This window comes from Pseudomonas sp. PDM05 (genome assembly GCF_014851685.1).
In the GTDB taxonomy this organism is placed as follows: domain Bacteria; phylum Pseudomonadota; class Gammaproteobacteria; order Pseudomonadales; family Pseudomonadaceae; genus Aquipseudomonas.
The window spans coordinates 88,321-110,894 of record NZ_JACVAC010000005.1; the positions used below are offsets into that span (position 1 = coordinate 88,321).

Below are 22,574 nucleotides of genomic sequence, written 5' to 3' on the forward strand. Positions count from 1 at the left end.
GGAATGTATGCATGTGGCGTGAAATTGCCCCCGACCAGCAATACAACGTGAGAGTCGACGGCCACAACCTCGTGGTTTACAGCTTCGGCGACGGCGATGAGGTGCTCTTGTGTCTCAACGGTGGCCCGGGCCTGCCGTGTGACTATTTGCGCGACGCCCATGGCTGGCTCAAGGAGCATAACCTGCGAGTGGTTGCATTCGACCAGCTTGGCACGGGCGCATCAGCCAGACCCACCGATGTTTCCCTGTGGGAAATCGGCCGTTATGTCGAAGAAGTCGAAACCGTCCGCCAAACCCTGAACCTGGGGCGTGTGCATTTGCTCGGGCACTCCTGGGGCGGTTGGCTCGGCATCGAATACGCCATTCATTACCCCGATGCGCTGAAAAGCCTGATCCTCGAAAACACCGTCGGCGACATTCCGCACTTGTCCCAGGAACTTGAACGCCTGCGCGGTGCCCTTGGTAGCGAAACCGTGGCAATGATGCAGCGCCATGAAGCCATGGGCACCCTCGATCATCCGCAGTATCAGGCCGCAATCACCCTGCTCAACTACCGTCACGTGTGCCGCCTGGACGAGTGGCCGGAGCCGGTCAAGCGCTCCCTCGGCGACTGGAACATGGGCCCGTACGAAACCATGCAAGGCCCCAACGAATTCCTCTACGTCGGCAACCTCAAGGACTGGAACCGCATCGCCGAAATGGCCGAGTTCAAGATGCCGACACTGATCACCACCGGCCAACACGACGAACTCACCCCGGCCTGCGCCATGCGCATGAAGATGGCGGTCAAGCACGCCGAACTGCACGTATTCCCCAACAGCAGCCATATGCCGTTTTACGAAGAGCCCCAGGCGTACTTCCCGGTGCTGCTCGACTTCCTCGCGCGTCACCGAGGCTGACGCATGAACCTGGCGCGCTACCGTTTTGTGCTGTCCCGGCCACTGCAATTGCTGCCGGTGCTGTTTGGCATCAGCCTGATCACCTTCATCCTGGTGCGCTCGATCCCCGGCGACCCGGCGCGCGCCTTGCTCGGCTCGCGCAGCACGCCGGATGCGTTGCTGAAGATCCGCGCCCAGTACGGCCTCGACCAGCCGCTGTGGCTGCAATATTTCTACTTCCTGAAGAACCTGCTCAAGGGCGATCTCGGCCAGTCGCTGTTGTACAAGGTTGACGCCTTGAAACTGATCGTCACCCGCATCGAGCCGACCCTGGTGCTGGTGCTTGGCAGCGTACTGCTGGCGTTGCTGATCGCGGTGCCGCTGGCCACCCTGGCGGCGCGCAATAAAGGCGGTTGGGTGGACAACCTGATCCGGGTGTTCACCACGGTCGGCCTGGGCATGCCGGCGTTCTGGCTGGGCTTGATGCTGATTCTGTTGTTGAGCGTGCAGTGGGGCTTGTTCCCGGTATCCGGCTACGGCCGCACCTTTCTCGACAAGGCGCACCATATGGTCTTGCCGTGCCTGACCATTGCCCTGGCGCTGTCGGCGGTGCTGGTGCGCAACCTGCGTGCGAGCATGCTGATGGAGTTGCAGGCCGACCACGTCACCGCCGCTCGGGCACGGGGTCTGTCAGAAGCCGCGGTATTTCGCCGGCATGTACTGCCCAATTCCCTGGTGCCGGCGGTCAACCTGCTGGCGGTGAATATCGGTTGGCTGATCAGCGGCACGGTGGTGATCGAAAGCCTGTTCGCCATCCCCGGTATCGGCCAATTGCTGGTGCGCGGCATTTTCACCCGTGACTACATGGTGGTGCAGGGCGTGGCCATGGTGCTGGCGTGTGCGACGGTGCTGGTCAACTTTGTCGCCGACGTGGTGACGGTGGCCCTCGACCCACGGGTGAAGATGCAATGAGCAGCCGCCCGTTGATTGCAGCCTGGCGCTTGCGCCTGCGCTTGGGTTTTCGCAATGGCCGGCTGACCGCTGCGTGGGGGTTGTTGATCCTGCTGTTGTGGTTTGTCCTGGCGTTGCTTGCGCCATGGATCGCGCCCTATGACCCGATTGCGCAGAACACCGATTTCAGCCTGTTGGGCCCCAGTTGGGCGCATCCTTTCGGCACCGATAACTACGGCCGCGACATTCTCTCCAGGGTGATCTGGGGCGCACGCATCGATCTGCAACTGGCGATTGTCGGGGTGATCTTCCCGTTCATGATCGGCACCTTTGTCGGCGCGGTGTCGGGCTATATCGGCGGGCGCTTCGACAGCTTCTGCATGCGCGTGATCGACGTGATCCTGGCGTTTCCGTTCCTGGTGCTGATGCTGGCGATCATGGCCATCCTCGGGCCGGGCCTGAAGAGTTTCTACATCGCCATGGCGCTTGTGGGCTGGGTGTCGTATGCGCGCCTGATCCGCTCGCAGATCCTGGTGCTCAAGGAAAGCGATTTTGCCCTGGCCGCCAAGAGCCTGGGCTTTGGTCATGGGCGCATTCTGTTCCGGCATCTGCTACCGAATGCGATGTTTGGCTCGATTGTGTTTTCCATGTCGGACGCGGTACTGGTGCTGCTCAACGGTGCGGCCGTGAGCTACCTGGGGCTGGGTGTGCAACCGCCCACTGCCGAGTGGGGGACGATGGTCGCCGAAGGGCAGGCGTTCATCACCACCGCCTGGTGGATCTGTACGTTCCCCGGCCTGGCCATCGTCACCTTGGCCATGGGTTTCAGCCTGCTGGCCGATGGTGTCGCGCAAGTGTTGGGGGATCGTTCATGAGCCTGTTACAGGTGCAGGATCTGAGTGTGATTGCCAACAATGCCGGGCGCGATGTGACCCTGGTGGATCGCGTGTCGTTTGAGCTGGCCGAAGGCGAAATCCTCGGCCTGGTGGGCGAGAGCGGTTCGGGCAAGACCATGGCCTGTCGCGGCCTGATGCGCCTGTTGCCGTCGCCGAACCTGCGCGTGCAGGGCGGCGCCGTCCGGCTTGCCGGACAGGACTTGTTGCCGTTGGACGATGCCGGCATGCGTGCTGTGCGCGGTGGGCAACTGGGCATGATCTTCCAGAACCCGAGCAGCCACCTTGACCCGCTGATGCGCATCGGCGAACAGATCGCCGAGGGCATTCGCCTGCATCAGGGTGCCTCGAAAAAAGACGCACGCCTGCAAGCCATCGAGGTGCTGCGCCAAGTCGGCATTCCCGATCCCCAGGCGCGGGTCGACAACTACCCCCACGAGTTTTCCGGTGGCATGCGCCAACGCGCGATGATCGCCGTGGCCCTGGGCTGCAACCCGAAAGTGCTGATCGCCGACGAGCCGACCACTGCGCTCGATGTGACCGTGCAGGCGCAGATCCTGCGGCTGCTGCTGGACCTGCGCGACCGTCGCGGCCTGTCGCTCATCATGATCACCCACGACCTCGGCGTGGTGGCGCAGACCTGCGATTCCATCGCGGTGATGTACGCCGGGCGCCTGTGTGAACACGGCAGCAAGTACGAACTGCTGGCCCATCCGCAACACCCGTACACGGCGGGCCTGATTGATTGCCAACCGGCCCATAGCAGCGGTCACGCCTTGTTGCGCACCATCGCCGGGCAACCGCCGCTGCTCGATGCGTTGCCCGCCGGCTGCCGCTTCAGCCCGCGCTGCCCGCAGGTCGGCGCCTTGTGCACGCAAGTGCTGCCGGAAGGTGCGCGAGTCGCCTGTCATTACCCACTGGGGGTGCCGGCATGAGTCTGTTGCAGATCAAGGACCTGGAAGTGAAATTCGCCGCGTCCGGCACCGGCTTGTTCGGCTTGAACAAGCAGTGGGTGAGGGCGGTGAACGGGGTTTCGCTGAGCCTGGCGGCGGGACAAACCCTGGGCTTGGTCGGCGAGTCCGGCAGCGGCAAGAGCACCTTGGGCCGAGCGATCTTGCACCTCAATCCGATCAGCGCCGGGCAGGTGCTGTTCGATGGCGTCGACATGGCCCATGGCAGCCCCATCGACATCGCACGCCTGCGCCATGAAACCGCGATGATTTTCCAGGACCCCTACGCCGCGCTGAATCCGCGCCACACCGTCGGTGAAACCATCGCCGAAGTGCTGCGGGTACAGCGCAAGGTCGCGCCAGGGCAGATCCCGGCCCGGGTCGATGAACTGCTCGAACTGGTGGGCCTGCGCCCCGAACTGGCCAGCCGCAAGCCCGGCGCCCTCAGCGGCGGCCAGTGCCAGCGCGTCGGCATCGCTCGGGCGCTGGCGGTGGAGCCGCGCTTGATCATTGCCGATGAGTGTGTGGCGGCGCTGGATGTGTCGATCCAGGGCCAGATCATCAACCTGTTACTGGAACTGCAACAGCGCATGAACCTGGCGATCCTGTTTATCGCCCATGACCTGGCCATCGTGCGCCGCCTGTGCGATCGGGTGGCGGTTATGTACCTGGGCAAGATCGTCGAGGAAGGGCCGGTGGAAGCGGTCTTCACCACGCCGCGCCATCCGTACACGGCTGCGCTGATCCAGGCGATTCCCGAGATCGATCCGCACAAGCCTTTGCCTACTGAACCCTTGCCTGGTGAGCCACCGAGCCCACTGAATTTGCCTACTGGTTGCGCCTTTCACCCGCGTTGCCGGCATGCGCAAACGATGTGTGCCGCGGTGTTGCCGCCCACCCATTTCCTGCACGAGCATCGATACAGTTGCGTGCTTGAAGAACCCTTGCTTTAACCCTCTGCCATTCATTAACAAGGAGTTGTGATATGCAATCGCGCCACTTGAAGTCTCTCGCCGCCGCTACATTGACCCTATGGTCTCTGACTACCGGGTTGGCGCAAGCCGCTGGGGTACTGACCATCGGCTGTCGTGAAGACAGCACCACGTTCGACCCGATCAAAAGCGCGCAAAACCGCGACACCTGGGTGTTCGCCAACGTTTACGACACCCTGGTGCGCGTGGATAACCTGGGCACCAAGATGGAGCCGGGGCTGGCAGAAAGTTGGGATATTTCCAAGGACGGCCTGACCTACACCTTCAAGCTGCGGGATGCGAAGTTCTCCGACGGTTCGCCGATCACCGCCGAGGATGCGGCGTTCAGCCTGTTGCGCATCCGCGACAACAAGGCTTCGCTGTGGGCTGACCCGTTCAACCTGATCAACACGGCCAAGGCGACGGATCCGAAAACCCTGGTGGTCACCCTCAAGACTCCGGCCGTAGCCTTCCTCTCGCAATTGGCGTCGCCGACGGTATCGATCCTGTCGGAAAAAGCCATGACCAAGATGGGCGAAGACGCCTACTCGGAAAACCCGGTGACCTCCGGCGCGTTCACCGTAGACGAGTGGCGCAAGGGCGATCGTGTGATCCTGAAGAAGAACCCGAACTTCTGGCAGGCCAAGAACGTGAGCCTGGATGGCGTGGAGTGGGTCTCGGTGACCGACGACAACACGCGCATGCGCATGGTGCAGAACAACGAGCTGGATACGGCGATCTTCGTGCCGTTCTCGCGGGTTGAAGAACTGAAGAAAGACAAGAACGTGGTGATCCACGCCGACCCGTCGACCCGTGAAGATCATCTGTTGATCAACCACGAGCACGGCCTGCTGGCCAAGCCCGAAGTGCGTCAGGCACTGGACCTGGCCATCGACAAACAATCGCTGGTGAAGACCGCCACCTACGGTCAGGGCACTGTGGCGTATTCCTACATCCCCAAAGGCTCGCTGTACCACTACGCCAACAACCTGCAACGCCCGTACGACCCGGCCGAAGCCAAGAAACTGCTGGCGGCTGCCGGTGCCAAGGACTTGAAGCTCAACTATGTGGTCAACGCCGGCAACGAAGCCGACGAGCAGATCGCGGTGATCATCAAGGATCAACTGGCCAAGGTCGGCGTGACCGCCAACCTGCAAAAGGTCGACCCGACCCAGAGCTGGCAGATGCTGGTGGACGGTGAGTACGATATTTCGGTGATGTACTGGACCAACGACATCCTCGACCCGGACCAGAAGACCACCTTCGTGCTGGGCCACGACACCAACCAGAACTACATGACTCGCTACAAGAACGACAAGGTCAAGGACCTGGTGGCAGCCGCGCGGATTGAAGCGGACCCGGTCAAGCGTGAGCAGATGTATGTGCAATTGCAGAAGTTGGCGAAGCAGGATGTGAACTGGATCGACTTGTACTACAGCCCGTATATCAATATCTCGCGCAGCAACATCAGCAACTTCCTGCAGAACCCGTTGGGCCGCTTCACCCTTGAAGAAGTGGTGAAAAACTAAAGAACACCGCAATACCCATGTGGGAGCGGGCTTGTGTGGGAGCGGGCTTGCTCGCGAAAGCGGAGTGTCAGCCAGCAAGTCTGGTCCTGATACACCGCTTTCGCGAGCAAGCCCGCTCCCACACAGACCCCTCCCACATTTAGTTTTATGGTGTGTCAGTTGTTACTGCGCGTCGAACGCCTGGCCGTTGATGCCCGCGCTGTCCGGCCCCATCAAGTACAGGTACACCGGCATGATCTCTTCTGGCGCAGGCCGTTCCATCGGATTTTCCCCTGGATAGGCCTGGGCGCGCATGCTGGTGCGTGTGCCACCTGGGTTGATGCTGTTAGAGCGTACCGCTGCCACATCCTCAAGCTCATCCGCCAGGGTCTGCATCAAACCCTCAGTGGCAAATTTCGACACACCATAAGCCCCCCAGTACGCCCGACCCTTGCGCCCGACGCTGCTGGAGGTGAACACCACCGACGCATCCTGGGACAGCTTGAGCAGCGGCAGCAGGGTGCTGGTGAGCATGAACATCGCGTTGACGTTCACGTGCATCACGCGCATGAAATTCTCGCCGGACAACTGCTCGATCGGCGTACGCGGGCCGATGATCGAGGCGTTGTGCAGCAGGCCGTCGAGGTGACCGAATTCCTTTTCGATCATCGCAGCCAGCTCATCGTATTGATGGGGCAGGGCGGTCTCCAGGTTGAACGGGATCACCACCGGCTGGGGGTGGCCGGCCGCTTCGATTTCGTCATACACCTGGGCCAGGTTGGCTTCGGTCTTACCCAGCAACAGCACGGTGGCGCCATGGGCGGCGTAGGTTTTCGCCGCCGCCGCGCCAATCCCGCGACCGGCGCCGGTCACCAGGATCACCCGGCCTTTGAGCAGTTCTGGACGTGCAGAGTAATCAAACATAAATAGCCTCGACAAAATTCACAGTGATACAGCGCTCAATGTGCAATCCAATTCCTGTGGGAGCTGGCTTGCCTGCGATAGCGGAGTATCAGTCACCAGAAGTGTCGGCTGGCAGGCTGCTATCGCAGGCAAGCCAGCTCCCACATGGAATCGGTGTTTTTGAGATTCTTGAGCAATCAGCAACTGCACAGTGCGCTATCGAGCACTTTGCGCAATTCCAGCGGGTGATCCACCACGACATCGGCGCCCCAGTTACGAGGGTTGTCGTCCGGATGGATATAACCGAATGTGACCGCCGCCGTACGGGTGCCGGCGTCGCGACCGGACTCGATGTCGCGCAGGTCATCGCCGACGAACAGCACGCTGGCTGGGTCCAGGTCGAGCATTTTGCACGCCAGGATCAGGGGCTCAGGGTCGGGCTTGCTGTTCTTCACGTGGTCCGGGCAGATCAACAGCGCCGAGCGCTCGGCCAGGCCCAACTGCTGCATGATCGGTTCGGCAAAGCGCAGCGGCTTGTTGGTGACCACGCCCCAGACCAGCTTGGACTTTTCGATGTCTGCCAGCAGTTCATCCATGCCTTCGAACAGTTTGCTGTGGATCGCACAGCCCTTGAGGTAACGCTCCAGGAATTCCAGGCGCAACTCTTCAAAACCTGGGGATTCGGGGTCCATCGAAAAGGTCACGGCCACCATCGCCCGCGCACCGCCGGAGATTTCATCGCGGATGTGCTGGTCGTTGATCGGCGCCAGGCCGCGGTCGGTGCGCATCGCCTGGCAGATGGCGATAAAGTCCGGCGCGGTGTCCAGCAGTGTACCGTCCATGTCGAAGAGAACTGCTCGCAACTTCACAGGCTTATTCCTCGCGCAGGGTCTGGATCATGTAGTTGACGTCAACGTCGCTGGCCAGCTTGTAGTGCTTGGTCAGCGGGTTGTAGGTCAGGCCGATGATGTCCTTGACGGTCAGCCCGGCCTGACGGCTCCACGCGCCCAGCTCGGACGGGCGGATGAATTTCTTGAAGTCATGGGTGCCGCGCGGCAGCAGCTTCATGATGTATTCGGCGCCGATGATCGCGAACAGGTAGGCCTTGGGGTTGCGGTTGATGGTGGAGAAGAACACCTGGCCGCCAGGCTTGACCATGCGGAAGCAGGCGCGGATCACCGAGGACGGGTCCGGCACGTGTTCGAGCATCTCAAGGCACGTGACCACATCGAACTGCTCGGGCATTTGCTCGGCGAGATCTTCGGCGGTGATCTGGCGGTATTCGACGTTCACGCCGGATTCCAGCTGGTGCAACTGAGCCACGGCCAGAGGCGCTTCGCCCATGTCGATGCCCATCACCGTGGCGCCGCGCTGGGCCATGGCTTCGCTGAGGATGCCGCCGCCGCAACCAACGTCCAGCACCTTCTTGCCGGCCAGGTTGACACGTTCGTCAATCCAGTTGACCCGCAGCGGGTTGATGTCGTGCAGGGGTTTGAACTCGCTTTCGCGGTCCCACCAGCGGTGGGCCAGGGCTTCAAACTTGGCGATTTCGGCGTGGTCGACGTTGCTCATGGTGCATCCTCTAAATCTGATAAATCGGTTTGTCGGTCTTGAACGTACCGCTTCAAGGCCGGCGTTATTCGCTATGCCCGCCGATGCGTTGGCCCCAGGCGATGGCCGTGGCGGTCAACTGTCGTTCATCCATGCGGGTCAATTGCCGGTCGTCGAGCAACTGCTTGCCGGCGACCCAGAGATGTTTCACGCAATCGCGTCCGGTGGCATATATAAGTTGTGAGACCGGATCGTAGATCGGTTGTTGCGCCAGCCCCGACAGATCGAAGGCGACCATATCCGCCGCCTTGCCGACTTCCAGCGAGCCAATTTCGCTTTCCAGGCCCATGGCGCGAGCACCATTGAGTGTGGCCATGCGCAAGGCGCGATGGGCATCCAGCGCGGTGGCCGAACCGGCGACGGCCTTGGCCAGCATCGCGGCGGTGCGGGTTTCGCCCAGCAGGTCGAGGTCATTGTTGCTGGCGGCGCCATCGGTGCCGATCGCCACATTCACCCCAGCCTGCCACAGACGCTCCACCGGGCAGAAGCCGCTGGCCAGTTTCAGGTTGGATTCCGGGCAATGGATGACGCTGGTGTTGCTTTCTACCAGCAAAGCCAGGTCGGCCTCGCTGATTTGGGTCATATGAACGGCCTGGAAGCGCGGGCCCAACAGCCCGAGGCGTGCCAGGCGTGCCAGTGGGCGCTCGCCGGTCTGCTCGACAGCTTGCTGCACTTCGAAGGCGGTTTCGTGAACGTGCATGTGGATTGAAGCATCCAGCTCTTCGGCCATGACCCGGATCTTTTCCAGGTTTTCATCGCTCACGGTGTACGGTGCGTGGGGGCCGAAGACGATGTTGACGCGGGGGTGATGCTTGAGGTCGCCGAACAGCTCGACGCCCTGGCGAATCGCCTCGTCGGCGCTGCTGGCGCCGGGAATCGGGAAGTCGAGGATCGGAATTGCAATCTGCGCGCGCATGCCGCTGTTGTGCACGCAGTCGCTGGCCACCTTGGGGTAGAAGTACATGTCGCTGAAGCAGGTAATGCCGCTCTTGAGCTGCTCGGCGATGGCCAGGTCGGTGCCGTCGCGCACGAACGCTTCGTCGACCCACTTGGCTTCGGCCGGCCAGATGTGTTTTTCCAGCCAGGTCATCAGCGGCAGGTCGTCGGCTAGGCCGCGAAACAGGCTCATTGCCGCGTGCCCGTGGGCGTTGATCAGGCCAGGGCTGAGCAGCATGCCCGGCAACTCACGGACTTCGGTGGCCGCCAGTTTCAGCGCCGTCGCCCGTGGGCCGATAAACGCGATGCGCCCGTCGCGGATGCCCAGGGCGTGGTCCTTGAGCACCACGCCGGCAGGTTCGACAGGCACCAGCCAGGTCGGCAGCAACACCAAGTCGAGCGGGGCGGCAGTGGAGGTCATCGCGGGCTTCTTCCCAGGCAGCTATAAAAGAAGGCCGAAGTATACCCGAGCGTCCTGGCTGGCGGATCGCTATAATCGGCGGCTTTTGTTCATGAGTGCGGAGTAAGGGATGCGCGATCGACTGTTGGCTGCGGAGAAAGTGAAGGCCATCGATTGGCGTGATGGCGCGCTGTACCTGCTCGATCAGCGTGCCTTGCCGTCCCGGGAAAGCTGGGTCGCGTGCTCCACGGTTGAAGCCGTGGCCGCCGCGATCCGTACGATGGTGGTGCGGGGCGCGCCAGCCATTGGTATCAGTGCCGCCTATGGCCTGGTGCTCGCCGCCCGTGAGCGGATTGCCGAGGGGGGTGACTGGCAGGCCGCCTGGGAAGAAGACTACGCACTTTTAGCCGACGCCCGCCCCACCGCGTCGAACCTGTTCTGGGCGTTGAAGCGCATGCGTGACCGCCTCGATCGCGTCAAAGCGCACGCCGATCCGCTGGCGATGCTGGAGGCCGAAGCGATTGCGATCCATGAAAGTGATCGCGAGGCCAACCTGACCATGGCCCAGCTCGGTGTCGAGTTGATCCGCAAGCACCAGGGCAATGCCCAGGCGATCCTCACCCATGGCAATGCTGGCGCACTGGCCACCGGCGGTGTCGGCACGGCGCTTGGGGTTATTCGTGCGGCCTTTTTGGAGGGCATGGTCGAGCAGGTTTATGCCAATGAAACCCGGCCCTGGTTGCAAGGTTCGCGGCTGACCGCCTGGGAGCTGGCGGGCGAGGGTATCCCGGTGACGGTGAACGCCGACTCGGCCGGTGCGCATATCCTCAAGACCAAAGGCGTGACCTGGGTCATCGTCGGCGCCGACTGCATTGCCGCCAACGGTGATGTGATCAGCAAGATCGGCACTTACCAGTTGGCTGTATGCGCGATGCACCACGGCGTGCGTTTCATGGTCGTGGCGCCGAGTTCTACCCTGGACCTGATGATGGCCACTGGCGATGATGTTGCCCTGGAAGAGCGCGATGCCGGTGAGTTGCTCGAAGTCGCCGGCCAGCGCTTCGCGGCGGATGTGGCGGCCTTCAATCCGGTGTTCGACGTGACCCCGGCCGACCTGATCGACGTGATCGTGACCGAGAAAGGCGTGGTCGAACGGCCGGACGCTGCCAAGCTGGCCAAGTTGATGTGTCGTAAGCGCCTGCATTAAGCCAATTTGCCCCCGGAAACGGGCTTGGATCCAGCTCTGAGCCCCTCTCGTCGCCCTCAAGCCTGTCATCCGTCAACTTACTATGCTCCATGCGCATCAGGGGGATAGGTGCGTGGCGGCGATTGTGATAACATCCGGCGGTTTCCAAGGCCGCCCCGAGGGGTGGCCTATAACGTGCAGATCCGTGTCATAACTCGTTGATTTGTCGTAAGTCGTTGTCAGGCACCGTGCCGGCAGCGGCGAGCTTCGTTCGTCCCATATGGATGTGACGAGGTTTCACCCGAAAAAGGAATCAGGCTTCTCATGGGCGAACTGGCCAAAGAAATCCTCCCGGTCAATATCGAAGACGAGCTGAAACAGTCCTACCTCGACTACGCGATGAGCGTAATTGTCGGTCGGGCACTGCCTGATGCGCGCGATGGCTTGAAGCCCGTGCACCGGCGTGTGCTGTTCGCGATGAGCGAGCTGGGTAACGACTGGAACAAGCCGTACAAGAAATCTGCCCGTGTTGTCGGTGACGTGATCGGTAAGTATCACCCTCACGGCGACACTGCGGTGTACGACACCATCGTTCGGATGGCCCAGCCGTTTTCCCTGCGTTACCTGCTGGTAGACGGTCAGGGCAACTTCGGTTCGGTCGACGGCGACAACGCTGCGGCCATGCGATACACCGAAGTGCGCATGACCAAGCTGGCGCACGAGCTGCTGGCCGACCTGCATAAAGAAACCGTGGACTGGGTGCCGAACTACGACGGCACCGAAATGATCCCGGCTGTCATGCCCACCAGGATTCCCAACCTGCTGGTCAACGGTTCCAGTGGTATCGCCGTGGGCATGGCGACCAACATCCCGCCGCACAACCTCGGTGAAGTCATCGACGGTTGCCTGGCCCTCATCGACAACCCCGAGCTGACTGTCGACGAGCTGATGCAATACATCCCCGGTCCGGACTTCCCGACTGCCGCGATCATCAATGGTCGCGCCGGCATCATCGAAGCCTACCGCACCGGCCGCGGCCGCATTTACATGCGCGCCCGCTCGATGATCGAAGACATCGACAAGGTCGGTGGTCGCCAGCAGATCGTCATCACCGAACTGCCGTACCAACTGAACAAGGCGCGTCTGATCGAGAAGATCGCCGAGCTGGTCAAAGAGAAGAAGCTCGAAGGCATCACCGAGCTGCGCGACGAGTCCGACAAAGACGGTATGCGCGTGGTGATCGAGCTGCGTCGTGGCGAAGTGCCTGAGGTGATCCTCAACAACCTCTACGCCCAGACCCAGCTGCAAAGCGTGTTCGGCATCAACGTGGTTGCACTGATCGATGGCCGCCCGCGCATCCTGAACCTCAAGGATCTGCTGGAAGCCTTCGTCCGTCACCGTCGTGAAGTGGTGACCCGCCGTACCGTATTCGAACTGCGCAAGGCCCGCGAACGCGGCCACATCCTGGAAGGCCAGGCGGTTGCGCTGTCGAACATCGACCCGGTGATCGCTCTGATCAAGGCCTCGCCAACCCCGTCGGAAGCCAAGGAAGCGCTGATCAGCACGCCTTGGGAATCCAGCGCCGTGGTGGCGATGGTTGAGCGTGCCGGTGCCGACTCGTGCCGTCCGGAAACCCTGGACCCGCAATACGGCCTGCGCGAAGGCAAGTACTTCCTGTCGCCGGAACAGGCCCAGGCCATCCTGGAACTGCGCCTGCACCGCCTGACCGGCCTGGAGCACGAGAAGCTGCTGGCCGAGTACCAGGAGATCCTCAACCAGATCGGCGAGTTGATCCGCATCCTCAGCAGCGCTGTGCGCCTGATGGAAGTGATCCGCGAAGAACTGGAAGTGATCCGCGCCGAATACGGCGACGTGCGCCGCACCGAGATCCTCGATGCACGCCTCGACCTGACCCTGGGTGACATGATCCCGGAAGAAGAGCGCGTCGTGACCATTTCCCACGGTGGTTACGCCAAGACCCAGCCTTTGGCTGCGTACCAGGCCCAGCGTCGTGGTGGTAAAGGTAAATCGGCTACCGGCGTGAAGGATGAGGACTACATCGCTCACCTGCTGGTCGCCAACAGTCACACCACGCTGCTGCTGTTCTCCAGCAAGGGCAAGGTGTACTGGCTGAAAACCTACGAAATCCCGGAAGCCTCCCGTGCCGCCCGTGGCCGTCCGCTGGTCAACCTGCTGCCGCTGGACAGTGATGAATACATCACCACCATGCTGCCGGTGGACGAATATACCGAAGGTCACTTCATCTTCATGGCGACCGCCAAAGGCACCGTGAAGAAGACCCCGCTGGAGTCCTTCAGCCGTCAACGCAGCGTGGGCCTGATCGCCCTGGAGCTGGATGAAGGCGACGTACTGATCTCTGCGGCCATCACCGATGGCGAGCGTGAGGTCATGCTGTTCTCCGACGGCGGCAAGGTGACGCGCTTCAAGGAATCCGACGTGCGTGCCATGGGCCGTACCGCTCGCGGTGTGCGCGGCATGCGCCTGCCGGAAGGGCAGAAGCTGATTTCGATGCTGATCCCGGAAGAAGGCAGCCAGATCCTCACCGCTTCGGCGCGTGGTTATGGCAAGCGGACCGCCATCAGCGAGTTCCCGGAGTACAAGCGTGGCGGCCAGGGCGTGATCGCCATGGTCAGCAACGACCGCAACGGCCGTCTGGTCGGCGCGGTCCAGGTGCTCGATGGCGAGGAAATCATGCTGATTTCCGACCAGGGCACCCTGGTGCGTACTCGTGTGGCCGAAGTGTCGAGCCTGGGCCGTAACACCCAGGGCGTGACGCTGATCAAGCTGGCCAGCGACGAAACCCTGGTGGGCCTGGAGCGTGTCCAGGAGCCATCGGAAGTCGAAGGCGAGGAGCTGGAAGGTGAAGAGTTTGACGGCGAGGTGATCGCAGCAGGCGATGACAACGTTGACGAGCCAACCCTCGACGCTGCCGCAGGCGAAGAAGAACCGCAGGAATAAGCGGACACACAGGGGGCGGATGAAGATTCGCCCCCTTGTTGTTTGTCCCTTGTGAAATAACACGTCCTTTGGCTGGATGCGGTCAATGTGGGAGCTGGCTTGCCTGCGATGGCAGCGCCGCGGTATCACTGCGATACCGAGGTGCCCTTATCGCAGGCAAGCCGGCTCCCACGGGGATTCGCTCCAGAGAAAGGTTGTTGCCGAACATGATTGCAGCCCCACCAGATCAGAGTGAGATTGGATGTGAGCAAGAGAGCCTATAACTTCTGTGCCGGTCCCGCGGCGCTTCCTGAAGCAGTCCTGCAGCGTGCGCAGGGTGAACTCCTCGACTGGCATGGAAAAGGCCTCTCTGTGATGGAAATGAGCCATCGCAGCGATGAGTTCGTATCCATTGCCAACAAGGCCGAGCAGGACCTGCGCGACTTGCTGGACATCCCATCCAATTACAAAGTGCTGTTCCTGCAAGGTGGCGCCAGCCAGCAGTTCGCCCAGATCCCGCTGAACCTGCTGCCGGAAGACGGCACTGCCGACTATATCGACACCGGTATCTGGGGGCAGAAGGCCATTGAAGAGGCCTCCCGTTACGGTCACGTGAATGTGGCGGGCACTGCCAAGCCCTACGATTACTTCGCGATTCCAGGTCAGAACGAATGGAAGCTGTCGAAGGATGCGGCCTACGTGCACTACGTCGCGAACGAAACCATCGGTGGCCTGGAGTTCGACTGGGTACCGGAAGTGGGCGACGTTCCGCTGGTGTGTGACATGTCTTCTGACATTCTTTCGCGCCCGATCGATGTGTCCAAATACGGCATGATCTACGCCGGTGCGCAAAAGAACATCGGCCCGAGCGGCATCCTGGTCAATATCGTCCGCGAAGACCTGCTGGGTCGCGCCCGTTCGCTGTGCCCGACCATGCTCAACTACAAGGTCGCGGCCGATAACGGCTCGATGTACAACACTCCGCCGGCTTTCGCCTGGTATCTGTCCGGCCTGGTGTTCGAGTGGCTCAAAGAGCAGGGCGGTGTGGCTGCCATGGGCAAGCTGAACGAAGAGAAGCAGCGCACCCTGTACGACTTCATCGACGCCAGCGGCCTGTACAGCAACCCGATCAACCTCACTGACCGCTCGTGGATGAACGTGCCGTTCCGTCTGGCTGATGATCGCCTGGACAAGCCGTTCCTGGCCGGTGCCGACGCGCGTGGCCTGCTGAACCTCAAGGGTCACCGTTCGGTCGGCGGCATGCGCGCCTCCATCTACAACGCCGTCGACATCCATGCGATCAACGCGCTGGTTGCCTACATGGCAGAGTTCGAAAAGGAACACGGCTAATGTCTGAGCAAGAACTCAAGGCCCTGCGCGTGCGCATTGACAGCCTGGACGAGAAAGTCCTGGAGCTGATCAGTGAGCGTGCGCGCTGCGCCCAGGAAGTGGCACGGGTGAAGATGGCGTCCCTGGCTGAAGGCGAGGTGCCGGTGTTCTATCGTCCCGAGCGTGAGGCCCAGGTGCTCAAGCGCGTGATGGAACGCAATAAAGGCCCGCTGGGCAACGAAGAGATGGCGCGGTTGTTCCGCGAAATCATGTCTTCGTGCCTGGCTCTGGAGCAGCCCCTGAAAGTGGCTTACCTCGGCCCTGAAGGCACCTTCACCCAGGCGGCAGCCATGAAGCACTTTGGCCACGCCGTGATCAGCAAGCCGATGGCGGCGATCGATGAAGTGTTCCGCGAAGTGGCAGCGGGGGCGGTGAACTTTGGCGTGGTTCCGGTGGAAAACTCCACCGAGGGCGCGGTCAACCACACCCTGGACAGCTTTCTTGAGCACGACATGGTGATCTGCGGTGAAGTCGAACTGCGTATCCACCACCACTTGCTGGTAGGTGAGAACACCAAGACCGACAGCATCAGCCGTATCTATTCCCACGCCCAGTCCCTGGCCCAGTGCCGCAAGTGGCTGGATGCGCACTACCCGAATGTCGAGCGCGTGGCGGTGTCCAGCAACGCCGAAGCGGCCAAGCGGGTCAAGGGGGAGTGGAACTCGGCGGCGATTGCCGGCGATATGGCTGCGGGCCTGTACGGCCTGACGCGCCTGGCCGAGAAAATCGAGGATCGCCCGGATAACTCCACGCGTTTCCTGATGATTGGCAGCCAGGAAGTGCCGCCGACTGGCGACGACAAGACCTCGATCATCGTTTCCATGAGCAACAAGCCCGGCGCGCTGCATGAACTGCTGGTGCCGTTCCACGATAACGGGATTGACCTGACGCGCATCGAGACCCGTCCTTCGCGCAGTGGTAAATGGACCTACGTGTTCTTTATCGACTTCATCGGCCATCACCGCGACCCGCTGGTCAAGGGCGTGCTGGAGAAGATCAGCCAGGAAGCCGTGGCGCTCAAGGTGCTGGGCTCTTACCCGAAAGCGGTTTTGTGAGGCGTTAACATGAGTGGCAACTTTCTCGCCCTGGCGCAGCCGGGCGTGCAGCAACTGTCGCCTTACGTTCCGGGCAAGCCTGTGGACGAGTTGGCACGTGAGTTGAACCTGGACCCGGCAAAGATCGTCAAGCTGGCCAGCAACGAGAATCCGCTGGGCCCGAGCCCCAAGGTGTTGGCGGCGATTCGTGAAGAGTTGGCCGAGCTGACCCGTTATCCCGATGGCAACGGTTTTGCCCTCAAGTCGCTGTTGGCAGAGAAGTGCCGGGTCGAGCTGAACCAGGTGACCCTGGGCAACGGTTCCAACGACATCCTTGAGCTGGTCGGCCGTGCCTACCTGGCGCCGGGCCTCAATGCGGTGTTCAGCGAGCATGCGTTCGCCGTCTACCCTATCGTTACCCAGGCGGTTGGTGCGGATGCGCGGGTGATTCCTGCGAAGGACTGGGGCCACGATCTGCCAGCGATGCTGGCGGCCATCGATGCACAGACCCGCGTGGTGTTTATCGCCAACCCGAACAACCCGACCGGGACCTGGTTCGATGCGCAGGCGTTGGACGATTTCCTGCAGGACGTACCGGAGCATGTGCTCGTCGTGCTGGACGAAGCCTACATCGAGTACGCCGAAGGCAGTGACCTGCCGGACGGCCTGGACTTCCTTGCGGCCTACCCGAACCTGCTGGTATCGCGCACGTTCTCCAAGGCCTATGGCCTGGCGTCGCTGCGAGTCGGTTACGGCCTGTCCACCGCAGTCGTCGCCGATGTGCTGAACCGTGTTCGCCAGCCGTTCAACGTCAACAGCTTCGCCCTGGCGGCAGCTTGTGCGGCGGTGAAGGATACCGAGTACCTGGAAGAAGGTCGTCGTATCAACCAAAGCGGCATGCTGCAATTGCAGGAAGGCTTCCGTGAGTTGGGCCTGGGCTGGATTCCGTCCAAGGGCAACTTCATCTGTGTCGACCTCGGCCAGGTGGCGGCCCCGGTGTTCCAGGGGCTGCTGCGCGAGGGTGTGATCGTGCGTCCGGTGGCCAATTACGGCATGCCGAACCACTTGCGTATCACCATTGGTTTGCCAGCTGAAAATGCCCGCTTCCTGGAGGCGCTGGCCAAGGTTCTGGCCCGTGGTTGATGTCACTGCATTGCAACCTGTCGTGCCTATGATCGGTCGCCTGGTGGTGGTCGGCCTGGGTTTGATCGGCGGCTCCTTTGCCAAGGGCCTGCGTGAAAGTGGGCTGTGTGGCGAAGTGGTCGGTGTGGACCTGGACCCGCAATCGCGCAAGTTGGCGGTTGAGTTGGGGGTGGTGGATCGCTGTGAGGCGGACCTGGCGCTCGCGTGCCAGGGGGCTGATGTGATCCAGCTTGCCGTGCCGATCCTGGCGATGGAGAAATTGCTGGCTCTGCTGGCGGGGATGGATCTGGGGCGGGCGATTCTGACGGATGTCGGCAGCGCCAAGGGCAATGTGGTGCGCGCGGCGCAACTGGCCTTTGGCGGCATGCCCGCGCGGTTCGTGCCTGGGCATCCGATTGCCGGTTCCGAGCAGAGTGGGGTGGAGGCGTCCAATGCGCAGCTGTTCCGTCGCCATAAAGTGATCCTGACGCCATTGGCGCAAACCGATCCGGCTGCGCTGGCTGTGGTGGATCGTCTGTGGCGCGCGTTGGGGGCGGATGTCGAGCATATGCAGGTCGAGCGTCATGACGAAGTGCTGGCGGCGACCAGCCACTTGCCGCATCTGTTGGCATTTGGCTTGGTGGATTCCCTGGCCAAGCGTAACGAAAACCTCGAGATTTTCCGTTACGCCGCCGGTGGCTTTCGCGACTTTACGCGGATTGCCGGCAGCGACCCGGTAATGTGGCACGACATCTTCCTCGCCAACCGCGAAGCGGTGTTGCGCACGCTGGATACCTTCCGCAGTGATCTCGACGCCCTGCGGGACGCGGTCGATGCAGGGGATGGTCATCAGTTGCTGGGCGTATTCACCCGTGCGCGGGTGGCACGTGAGCACTTCGGCAAGATTCTGGAGCGCCGGGCTTACGTCGAAACCGCTGTGAGCAACGATGAGCTGACCTTCGTCGCCAATCCGGGTGGGCGCTTGAGCGGGCGTATTCGCATGCCGGGTGACAAGTCGATCTCTCATCGCTCGATCATGCTGGGCTCGTTGGCAGATGGCGTGACCGAGGTTGAAGGTTTCCTCGAAGGTGAAGACGCCCTGGCGACCTTGCAGGCGTTTCGCGATATGGGCGTGGTGATCGAGGGGCCGCACCATGGGCGCGTGACAATTCACGGCGTCGGCTTGCATGGCTTGAAGCCTGCACCGGGGCCGATCTACCTGGGGAATTCCGGTACGTCCATGCGCTTGCTGTCCGGCTTGTTGGCCGCGCAGCGTTTCGACAGCGTATTGACGGGGGATGCGTCACTGTCCAGGCGCCCGATGAGCCGCGTGGCAGAGCCGCTGCGGAAAATGGGCGCGGTGATCGAGACTGGGCCTGAGGGGCGTCCGCCGTTGACCATTCGTGGTGGGCAGGTGTTGAAGGGCTTGAGTTACGCGCTGCCGATGGCCAGTGCCCAGGTCAAGTCCTGCCTGTTGCTGGCTGGGCTGTATGCCGAAGGCAAGACCGCAGTGACCGAGCCTGCGCCGACCCGCGACCACACTGAGCGCATGTTGCGAGGTTTTGGTTACCCGGTGGCGGTGGAAGGGGCTACGGCGTCGGTTGAATCCGGGCGTGCGCTGGTAGCTACCCGTATTGAAGTGCCAGGGGATATTTCCTCTTCGGCGTTTTTCCTGGTGGCCGCCACGATTGCCGAGGGTTCCGAACTGGTGCTGGAACATGTCGGTATCAATCCGACGCGCACTGGGGTCATCGACATCCTGCGGCTGATGGGGGCGGACATCACCCTGGAAAATCCCCGTGAAGTGGGCGGCGAGCCTGTCGCTGATCTGCGTGTGCGCGCAGCGGTGCTGAAGGGTATCGACATTCCCCAGGCGCTGGTGCCGTTGGCGATCGATGAGTTTCCAGTACTGTTTGTCGCAGCGGCTTGCGCTGAGGGGCGAACGGTGTTGCGAGGGGCTGAAGAGCTGCGCGTGAAGGAGTCCGATCGTATCCAGGTCATGGCCGATGGTCTGCGGGTGCTGGGGGTCAAGTGTGAACCGACCTCAGATGGGATTATTATTGACGGTGGGTTGCTGGGGGGTGGTGAAGTCCATGCCCATGGCGATCACCGGATTGCAATGGCGTTCAGCGTGGCCTCCCTACGGGCGGCGGCGCCGATTCGTATTCGTGACTGTGCCAATGTTGCTACGTCTTTTCCGAACTTTCTTACACTGTGTGCCCAAGTCGGCATCCGTGTTGCCCAAGAGGCTCAATTGTGAATATCAAAGCACCGGTGATTACCATCGACGGGCCAAGCGGCTCGGGCAAAGGCACAATCGCCGGCATCCTGGCCAAGCGCCTGGGCTGGTGCCTGCTGGATTCCGGCGCGCTTTACCGCCTGCTGGCATTTGCTGCGCGCAACCATGGCGTCGACCTGACCAACGAAGAATCCTTGAAGCTGCTGGCGGCGCATCTTGATGTGCAGTTCGTCGGGGCGACGGAAGGTCATCCGCAGCGCATCATTCTGGAAGGGGATGATGTGACGGATGATTTGCGCAATGAGCAAGTCGGCTCGTGGGCCTCCCAGATCGCCGCGCTGCCGGCCGTGCGTGATGCGTTGCTGCAGCGCCAGCGGGCATTTCAAGAGCCGCCGGGCCTGGTTGCCGATGGTCGTGACATGGGGACGGTGGTGTTTCCCGAGGCGCCCCTGAAGATTTTCCTGACCGCCAGCGCCGAGGAGCGGGCTCGCCGGCGCTACTTGCAGTTGAAGGGCAAAGTCGATGGTGTTAGTCTGTCGAGTCTGCTAGATGAGATCCGTGCACGCGATGAGCGTGACACCCAGCGTGCGGTAGCCCCGCTCAAGCCGGCGGCTGACGCCATACAGCTGGATTCCACGGAGTTGTCCATCGAGCAGGTGCTGGAACGCATCTTGAGTGAAATCGCCATTCGCGATATTGCCGGGTGATCAAGAAGGCCGCGGGGGACCAGTCATAGTCCTGCGGTGGCTTCTTTTAACTGAAATTGACCCACACCGTCTGGGGTGTGGAGATGGGCGTATTCTTCGCCCTTATCAACAGGAATTAAAATGAGCGAAAGCTTTGCGGAACTCTTTGAAGAAAGCCTAAAAACCCTGAACCTTCAGGCTGGCTCCATCATCACCGGTGTTATCGTTGATATCGATTACCAAGCTCGCTGGGTAACCGTTCACGCTGGTCTGAAGTCTGAAGCTCTGATCCCGCTGGAACAGTTCTACAACGATGCTGGTGACCTGACTATCAATGTCGGTGACGAAGTTCACGTTGCTCTGGACTCGGTTGAAGACGGTTTCGGTGAAACCAAGCTGTCCCGTGAAAAAGCCAAGCGCGCTGAATGCTGGATTGTTCTCGAAGCAGCCTTCGCAGCTGAAGAAGTGGTCAAGGGCGTTATCAACGGTAAGGTTAAAGGCGGCTTCACTGTCGACGTTAACGGCATCCGTGCGTTCCTGCCAGGTTCTTTGGTCGACGTTCGTCCAGTGCGCGACACCACGCACCTGGAAGGCAAGGAACTCGAATTCAAGGTCATCAAGCTCGATCAGAAGCGCAACAACGTTGTCGTTTCCCGTCGCAGCGTCCTGGAAGCAGAGAACTCCGCCGAGCGTGAAGCTCTGCTGGAATCCCTGCAGGAAGGCCAACAAGTCAAAGGTATCGTCAAGAACCTCACCGATTACGGCGCATTCGTCGATCTGGGTGGCGTCGATGGCCTGCTGCACATTACCGACATGGCTTGGAAGCGCATCAAGCATCCATCTGAAATCGTCAACGTTGGCGACGAGATCGATGTAAAGGTTCTGAAATACGATCGCGAACGCAACCGTGTTTCCCTGGGCCTGAAGCAACTGGGTGAAGATCCATGGGTTGCTATCAAAGCCCGTTACCCAGAAAGCACTCGCGTAACCGCGCGTGTTACCAACCTGACTGACTACGGCTGCTTCGCTGAGCTGGAAGAAGGCGTTGAAGGCCTGGTACACGTTTCCGAAATGGACTGGACCAACAAGAACATCCACCCTTCGAAAGTCGTACAAGTCGGCGACGAAGTGGAAGTTATGGTTCTGGACATCGACGAAGAGCGTCGTCGTATCTCCTTGGGCATCAAGCAGTGCAAATCTAACCCATGGGAAGATTTCTCTGGCCAGTTCAACAAGGGCGATAAAATCTCCGGCACCATCAAGTCGATCACCGATTTCGGTATCTTCATTGGTCTGGACGGCGGCATCGACGGCCTGGTTCACCTGTCCGACATCTCCTGGAACGAAGTTGGCGAAGAAGCTGTTCGTCGTTTCAAGAAGGGCGACGAGCTGGACACCGTTATCCTGTCGGTTGACCCAGAGCGCGAGCGTATCTCCCTGGGTATCAAGCAGCTGGAAAGCGACCCGTTCTCTGAATACGTTCAGGACAACGACAAAGGCGCAATCGTTAAAGGCATCGTGAAGGAAGTTGACGCTAAAGGCGCCATCATCACTCTGGCCGACGATATCGAAGCAACTCTGAAAGCCTCCGAAATCAGCCGTGACCGCGTTGAAGACGCGCGCAACGTTCTGAAAGAAGGCCAAGAAGTAGAAGCCAAGATCATCAGCGTTGATCGCAAGAGCCGCGTGATCCAACTCTCCATCAAGTCGAAAGACGATGCTGAAGAGAAAGAAGCAATCCAGAGCCTGAAATCGGCTCCGGAAGGCGAAGCAGCAGCTGACACCACTATGGCTGCTCTGTTGCGTCAAGCAATGGCTAAGCAGAACTAAGTTCTGTAAGGCTTTAGAAAAAGGGCGACTTCGGTCGCCCTTTTTTGTGCCTGAAATTCGTTGGATCGCCAAATCAGAATAAATGTATTCTAGCTATGATGCTCATTTAGTAATGATCGTATTTGTAAG

General features: G+C 61.0%; 18 protein-coding genes. 14 read left to right on the forward strand and 4 right to left on the reverse strand.

Going from position 1 to position 22,574, the window contains the following annotated elements; translation table 11 throughout:
• The first annotated feature begins 11 nt into the window (after window positions 1–11).
• Genes IB241_RS12395 through IB241_RS12420 form a run of 6 tightly spaced genes read left to right on the forward strand, consistent with a single transcriptional unit; the run spans window position 12 to window position 6,172 of the window.
• Window positions 12–899, forward strand: a complete 888-nt coding sequence (locus tag IB241_RS12395) for a proline iminopeptidase-family hydrolase (protein WP_192298674.1) — start codon at window positions 12–14, stop codon at window positions 897–899.
• A gap of 3 nt (window positions 900–902) precedes the next feature.
• The gene (locus IB241_RS12400) at window positions 903–1,850 is read left to right on the forward strand and encodes an ABC transporter permease (protein ID WP_192298675.1); all 948 of its coding nucleotides are present in this window, start codon (window positions 903–905) and stop codon (window positions 1,848–1,850) included.
• Window positions 1,847–2,704: an ABC transporter permease gene (locus IB241_RS12405; RefSeq protein ID WP_192298676.1), complete on the forward strand. Its 858-nt coding sequence runs from the start codon at window positions 1,847–1,849 to the stop codon at window positions 2,702–2,704. The genes IB241_RS12400 and IB241_RS12405 overlap by 4 nt, the downstream gene beginning before the upstream one ends.
• Complete coding sequence (locus IB241_RS12410) at window positions 2,701–3,657, forward strand: ABC transporter ATP-binding protein (RefSeq protein WP_192298677.1); 957 nt, start codon at window positions 2,701–2,703, stop codon at window positions 3,655–3,657. Before IB241_RS12405 ends, IB241_RS12410 begins: the two co-directional genes overlap by 4 nt.
• Window positions 3,654–4,625, forward strand: coding sequence for an ABC transporter ATP-binding protein (locus IB241_RS12415; protein ID WP_192298678.1), 972 nt, complete (start codon window positions 3,654–3,656; stop codon window positions 4,623–4,625). The genes IB241_RS12410 and IB241_RS12415 overlap by 4 nt, the downstream gene beginning before the upstream one ends.
• Window positions 4,626–4,657: 32 nt before the next feature.
• On the forward strand, window positions 4,658–6,172 hold the full coding sequence (locus IB241_RS12420; protein WP_192298679.1) for an ABC transporter substrate-binding protein: 1,515 nt from the start codon (window positions 4,658–4,660) through the stop codon (window positions 6,170–6,172).
• A gap of 162 nt (window positions 6,173–6,334) precedes the next feature.
• Here IB241_RS12420 and IB241_RS12425 read toward each other — a convergent pair whose 3' ends face one another.
• The 4 genes from IB241_RS12425 to IB241_RS12440 form a co-directional block, all read right to left on the reverse strand.
• Complete coding sequence (locus IB241_RS12425) at window positions 6,335–7,075, reverse strand: YciK family oxidoreductase (protein WP_192298680.1); 741 nt, start codon at window positions 7,073–7,075, stop codon at window positions 6,335–6,337.
• A 176-nt stretch (window positions 7,076–7,251) separates the two neighbouring features.
• The gene (gene mupP, locus IB241_RS12430; protein WP_192298681.1) at window positions 7,252–7,923 is read right to left on the reverse strand and encodes an N-acetylmuramic acid 6-phosphate phosphatase MupP; all 672 of its coding nucleotides are present in this window, start codon (window positions 7,921–7,923) and stop codon (window positions 7,252–7,254) included.
• Between the two features lie 4 nt (window positions 7,924–7,927).
• Window positions 7,928–8,626, reverse strand: a complete 699-nt coding sequence (gene ubiG / locus IB241_RS12435; protein WP_192298682.1) for a bifunctional 2-polyprenyl-6-hydroxyphenol methylase/3-demethylubiquinol 3-O-methyltransferase UbiG — start codon at window positions 8,624–8,626, stop codon at window positions 7,928–7,930.
• A 64-nt stretch (window positions 8,627–8,690) separates the two neighbouring features.
• Window positions 8,691–10,022: a TRZ/ATZ family hydrolase gene (locus tag IB241_RS12440; protein WP_192298683.1), complete on the reverse strand. Its 1,332-nt coding sequence runs from the start codon at window positions 10,020–10,022 to the stop codon at window positions 8,691–8,693.
• 109 nt (window positions 10,023–10,131) lie between these two features.
• Between IB241_RS12440 and mtnA the strand changes: the two genes are divergently transcribed.
• From mtnA to rpsA, 8 genes are all read left to right on the forward strand, one after another.
• A complete protein-coding gene (gene mtnA, locus IB241_RS12445) occupies window positions 10,132–11,208 on the forward strand; it encodes an S-methyl-5-thioribose-1-phosphate isomerase (protein WP_192298684.1) in 1,077 nt (358 codons plus the stop codon).
• 303 nt (window positions 11,209–11,511) lie between these two features.
• Window positions 11,512–14,166, forward strand: a complete 2,655-nt coding sequence (gene gyrA, locus IB241_RS12450) for a DNA gyrase subunit A (RefSeq protein ID WP_192298685.1) — start codon at window positions 11,512–11,514, stop codon at window positions 14,164–14,166.
• 243 nt (window positions 14,167–14,409) lie between these two features.
• Window positions 14,410–15,495, forward strand: coding sequence for a 3-phosphoserine/phosphohydroxythreonine transaminase (gene serC / locus IB241_RS12455; RefSeq protein ID WP_192298686.1), 1,086 nt, complete (start codon window positions 14,410–14,412; stop codon window positions 15,493–15,495).
• Window positions 15,495–16,589, forward strand: coding sequence for a prephenate dehydratase (gene pheA, locus IB241_RS12460; RefSeq protein ID WP_003172650.1), 1,095 nt, complete (start codon window positions 15,495–15,497; stop codon window positions 16,587–16,589). Before serC ends, pheA begins: the two co-directional genes overlap by 1 nt.
• A 9-nt stretch (window positions 16,590–16,598) precedes the next feature.
• Complete coding sequence (hisC, locus tag IB241_RS12465) at window positions 16,599–17,711, forward strand: histidinol-phosphate transaminase (protein WP_192298687.1); 1,113 nt, start codon at window positions 16,599–16,601, stop codon at window positions 17,709–17,711.
• Between the two features lie 28 nt (window positions 17,712–17,739).
• Window positions 17,740–19,950, forward strand: coding sequence for a bifunctional prephenate dehydrogenase/3-phosphoshikimate 1-carboxyvinyltransferase (locus IB241_RS12470; protein WP_192298883.1), 2,211 nt, complete (start codon window positions 17,740–17,742; stop codon window positions 19,948–19,950).
• Window positions 19,947–20,636 (forward strand): (d)CMP kinase, encoded by a 690-nt coding sequence (gene cmk, locus IB241_RS12475; protein WP_192298688.1) that lies wholly within the window; start codon window positions 19,947–19,949, stop codon window positions 20,634–20,636. The genes IB241_RS12470 and cmk overlap by 4 nt, the downstream gene beginning before the upstream one ends.
• Before the next feature lie 120 nt (window positions 20,637–20,756).
• The gene (gene rpsA, locus IB241_RS12480) at window positions 20,757–22,445 is read left to right on the forward strand and encodes a 30S ribosomal protein S1 (RefSeq protein WP_192298689.1); all 1,689 of its coding nucleotides are present in this window, start codon (window positions 20,757–20,759) and stop codon (window positions 22,443–22,445) included.
• The last annotated feature ends 129 nt before the right edge of the window (window positions 22,446–22,574 follow it).

Excerpts from the sequence above, each read along its gene's own strand:
- hisC (WP_192298687.1), top strand. The coding sequence starts at position 16,599 with ATGAGTGGCAACTTTCTCGCCCTGGCGCAGCCGGGCGTGCAGCAACTG.
- IB241_RS12470 (WP_192298883.1), top strand. The coding sequence starts at position 17,740 with ATGATCGGTCGCCTGGTGGTGGTCGGCCTGGGTTTGATCGGCGGCTCC.
- IB241_RS12410 (WP_192298677.1), top strand. The coding sequence starts at position 2,701 with ATGAGCCTGTTACAGGTGCAGGATCTGAGTGTGATTGCCAACAATGCC.
- gyrA (WP_192298685.1), top strand. The coding sequence starts at position 11,512 with ATGGGCGAACTGGCCAAAGAAATCCTCCCGGTCAATATCGAAGACGAG.
- mtnA (WP_192298684.1), top strand. The coding sequence starts at position 10,132 with ATGCGCGATCGACTGTTGGCTGCGGAGAAAGTGAAGGCCATCGATTGG.
- ubiG (WP_192298682.1), bottom strand. The coding sequence starts at position 8,626 with ATGAGCAACGTCGACCACGCCGAAATCGCCAAGTTTGAAGCCCTGGCC.
- IB241_RS12405 (WP_192298676.1), top strand. The coding sequence starts at position 1,847 with ATGAGCAGCCGCCCGTTGATTGCAGCCTGGCGCTTGCGCCTGCGCTTG.
- IB241_RS12440 (WP_192298683.1), bottom strand. The coding sequence starts at position 10,022 with ATGACCTCCACTGCCGCCCCGCTCGACTTGGTGTTGCTGCCGACCTGG.
- IB241_RS12425 (WP_192298680.1), bottom strand. The coding sequence starts at position 7,075 with ATGTTTGATTACTCTGCACGTCCAGAACTGCTCAAAGGCCGGGTGATC.
- pheA (WP_003172650.1), top strand. The coding sequence starts at position 15,495 with ATGTCTGAGCAAGAACTCAAGGCCCTGCGCGTGCGCATTGACAGCCTG.
- IB241_RS12415 (WP_192298678.1), top strand. The coding sequence starts at position 3,654 with ATGAGTCTGTTGCAGATCAAGGACCTGGAAGTGAAATTCGCCGCGTCC.
- IB241_RS12400 (WP_192298675.1), top strand. The coding sequence starts at position 903 with ATGAACCTGGCGCGCTACCGTTTTGTGCTGTCCCGGCCACTGCAATTG.
- IB241_RS12395 (WP_192298674.1), top strand. The coding sequence starts at position 12 with ATGTGGCGTGAAATTGCCCCCGACCAGCAATACAACGTGAGAGTCGAC.
- IB241_RS12420 (WP_192298679.1), top strand. The coding sequence starts at position 4,658 with ATGCAATCGCGCCACTTGAAGTCTCTCGCCGCCGCTACATTGACCCTA.
- rpsA (WP_192298689.1), top strand. The coding sequence starts at position 20,757 with ATGAGCGAAAGCTTTGCGGAACTCTTTGAAGAAAGCCTAAAAACCCTG.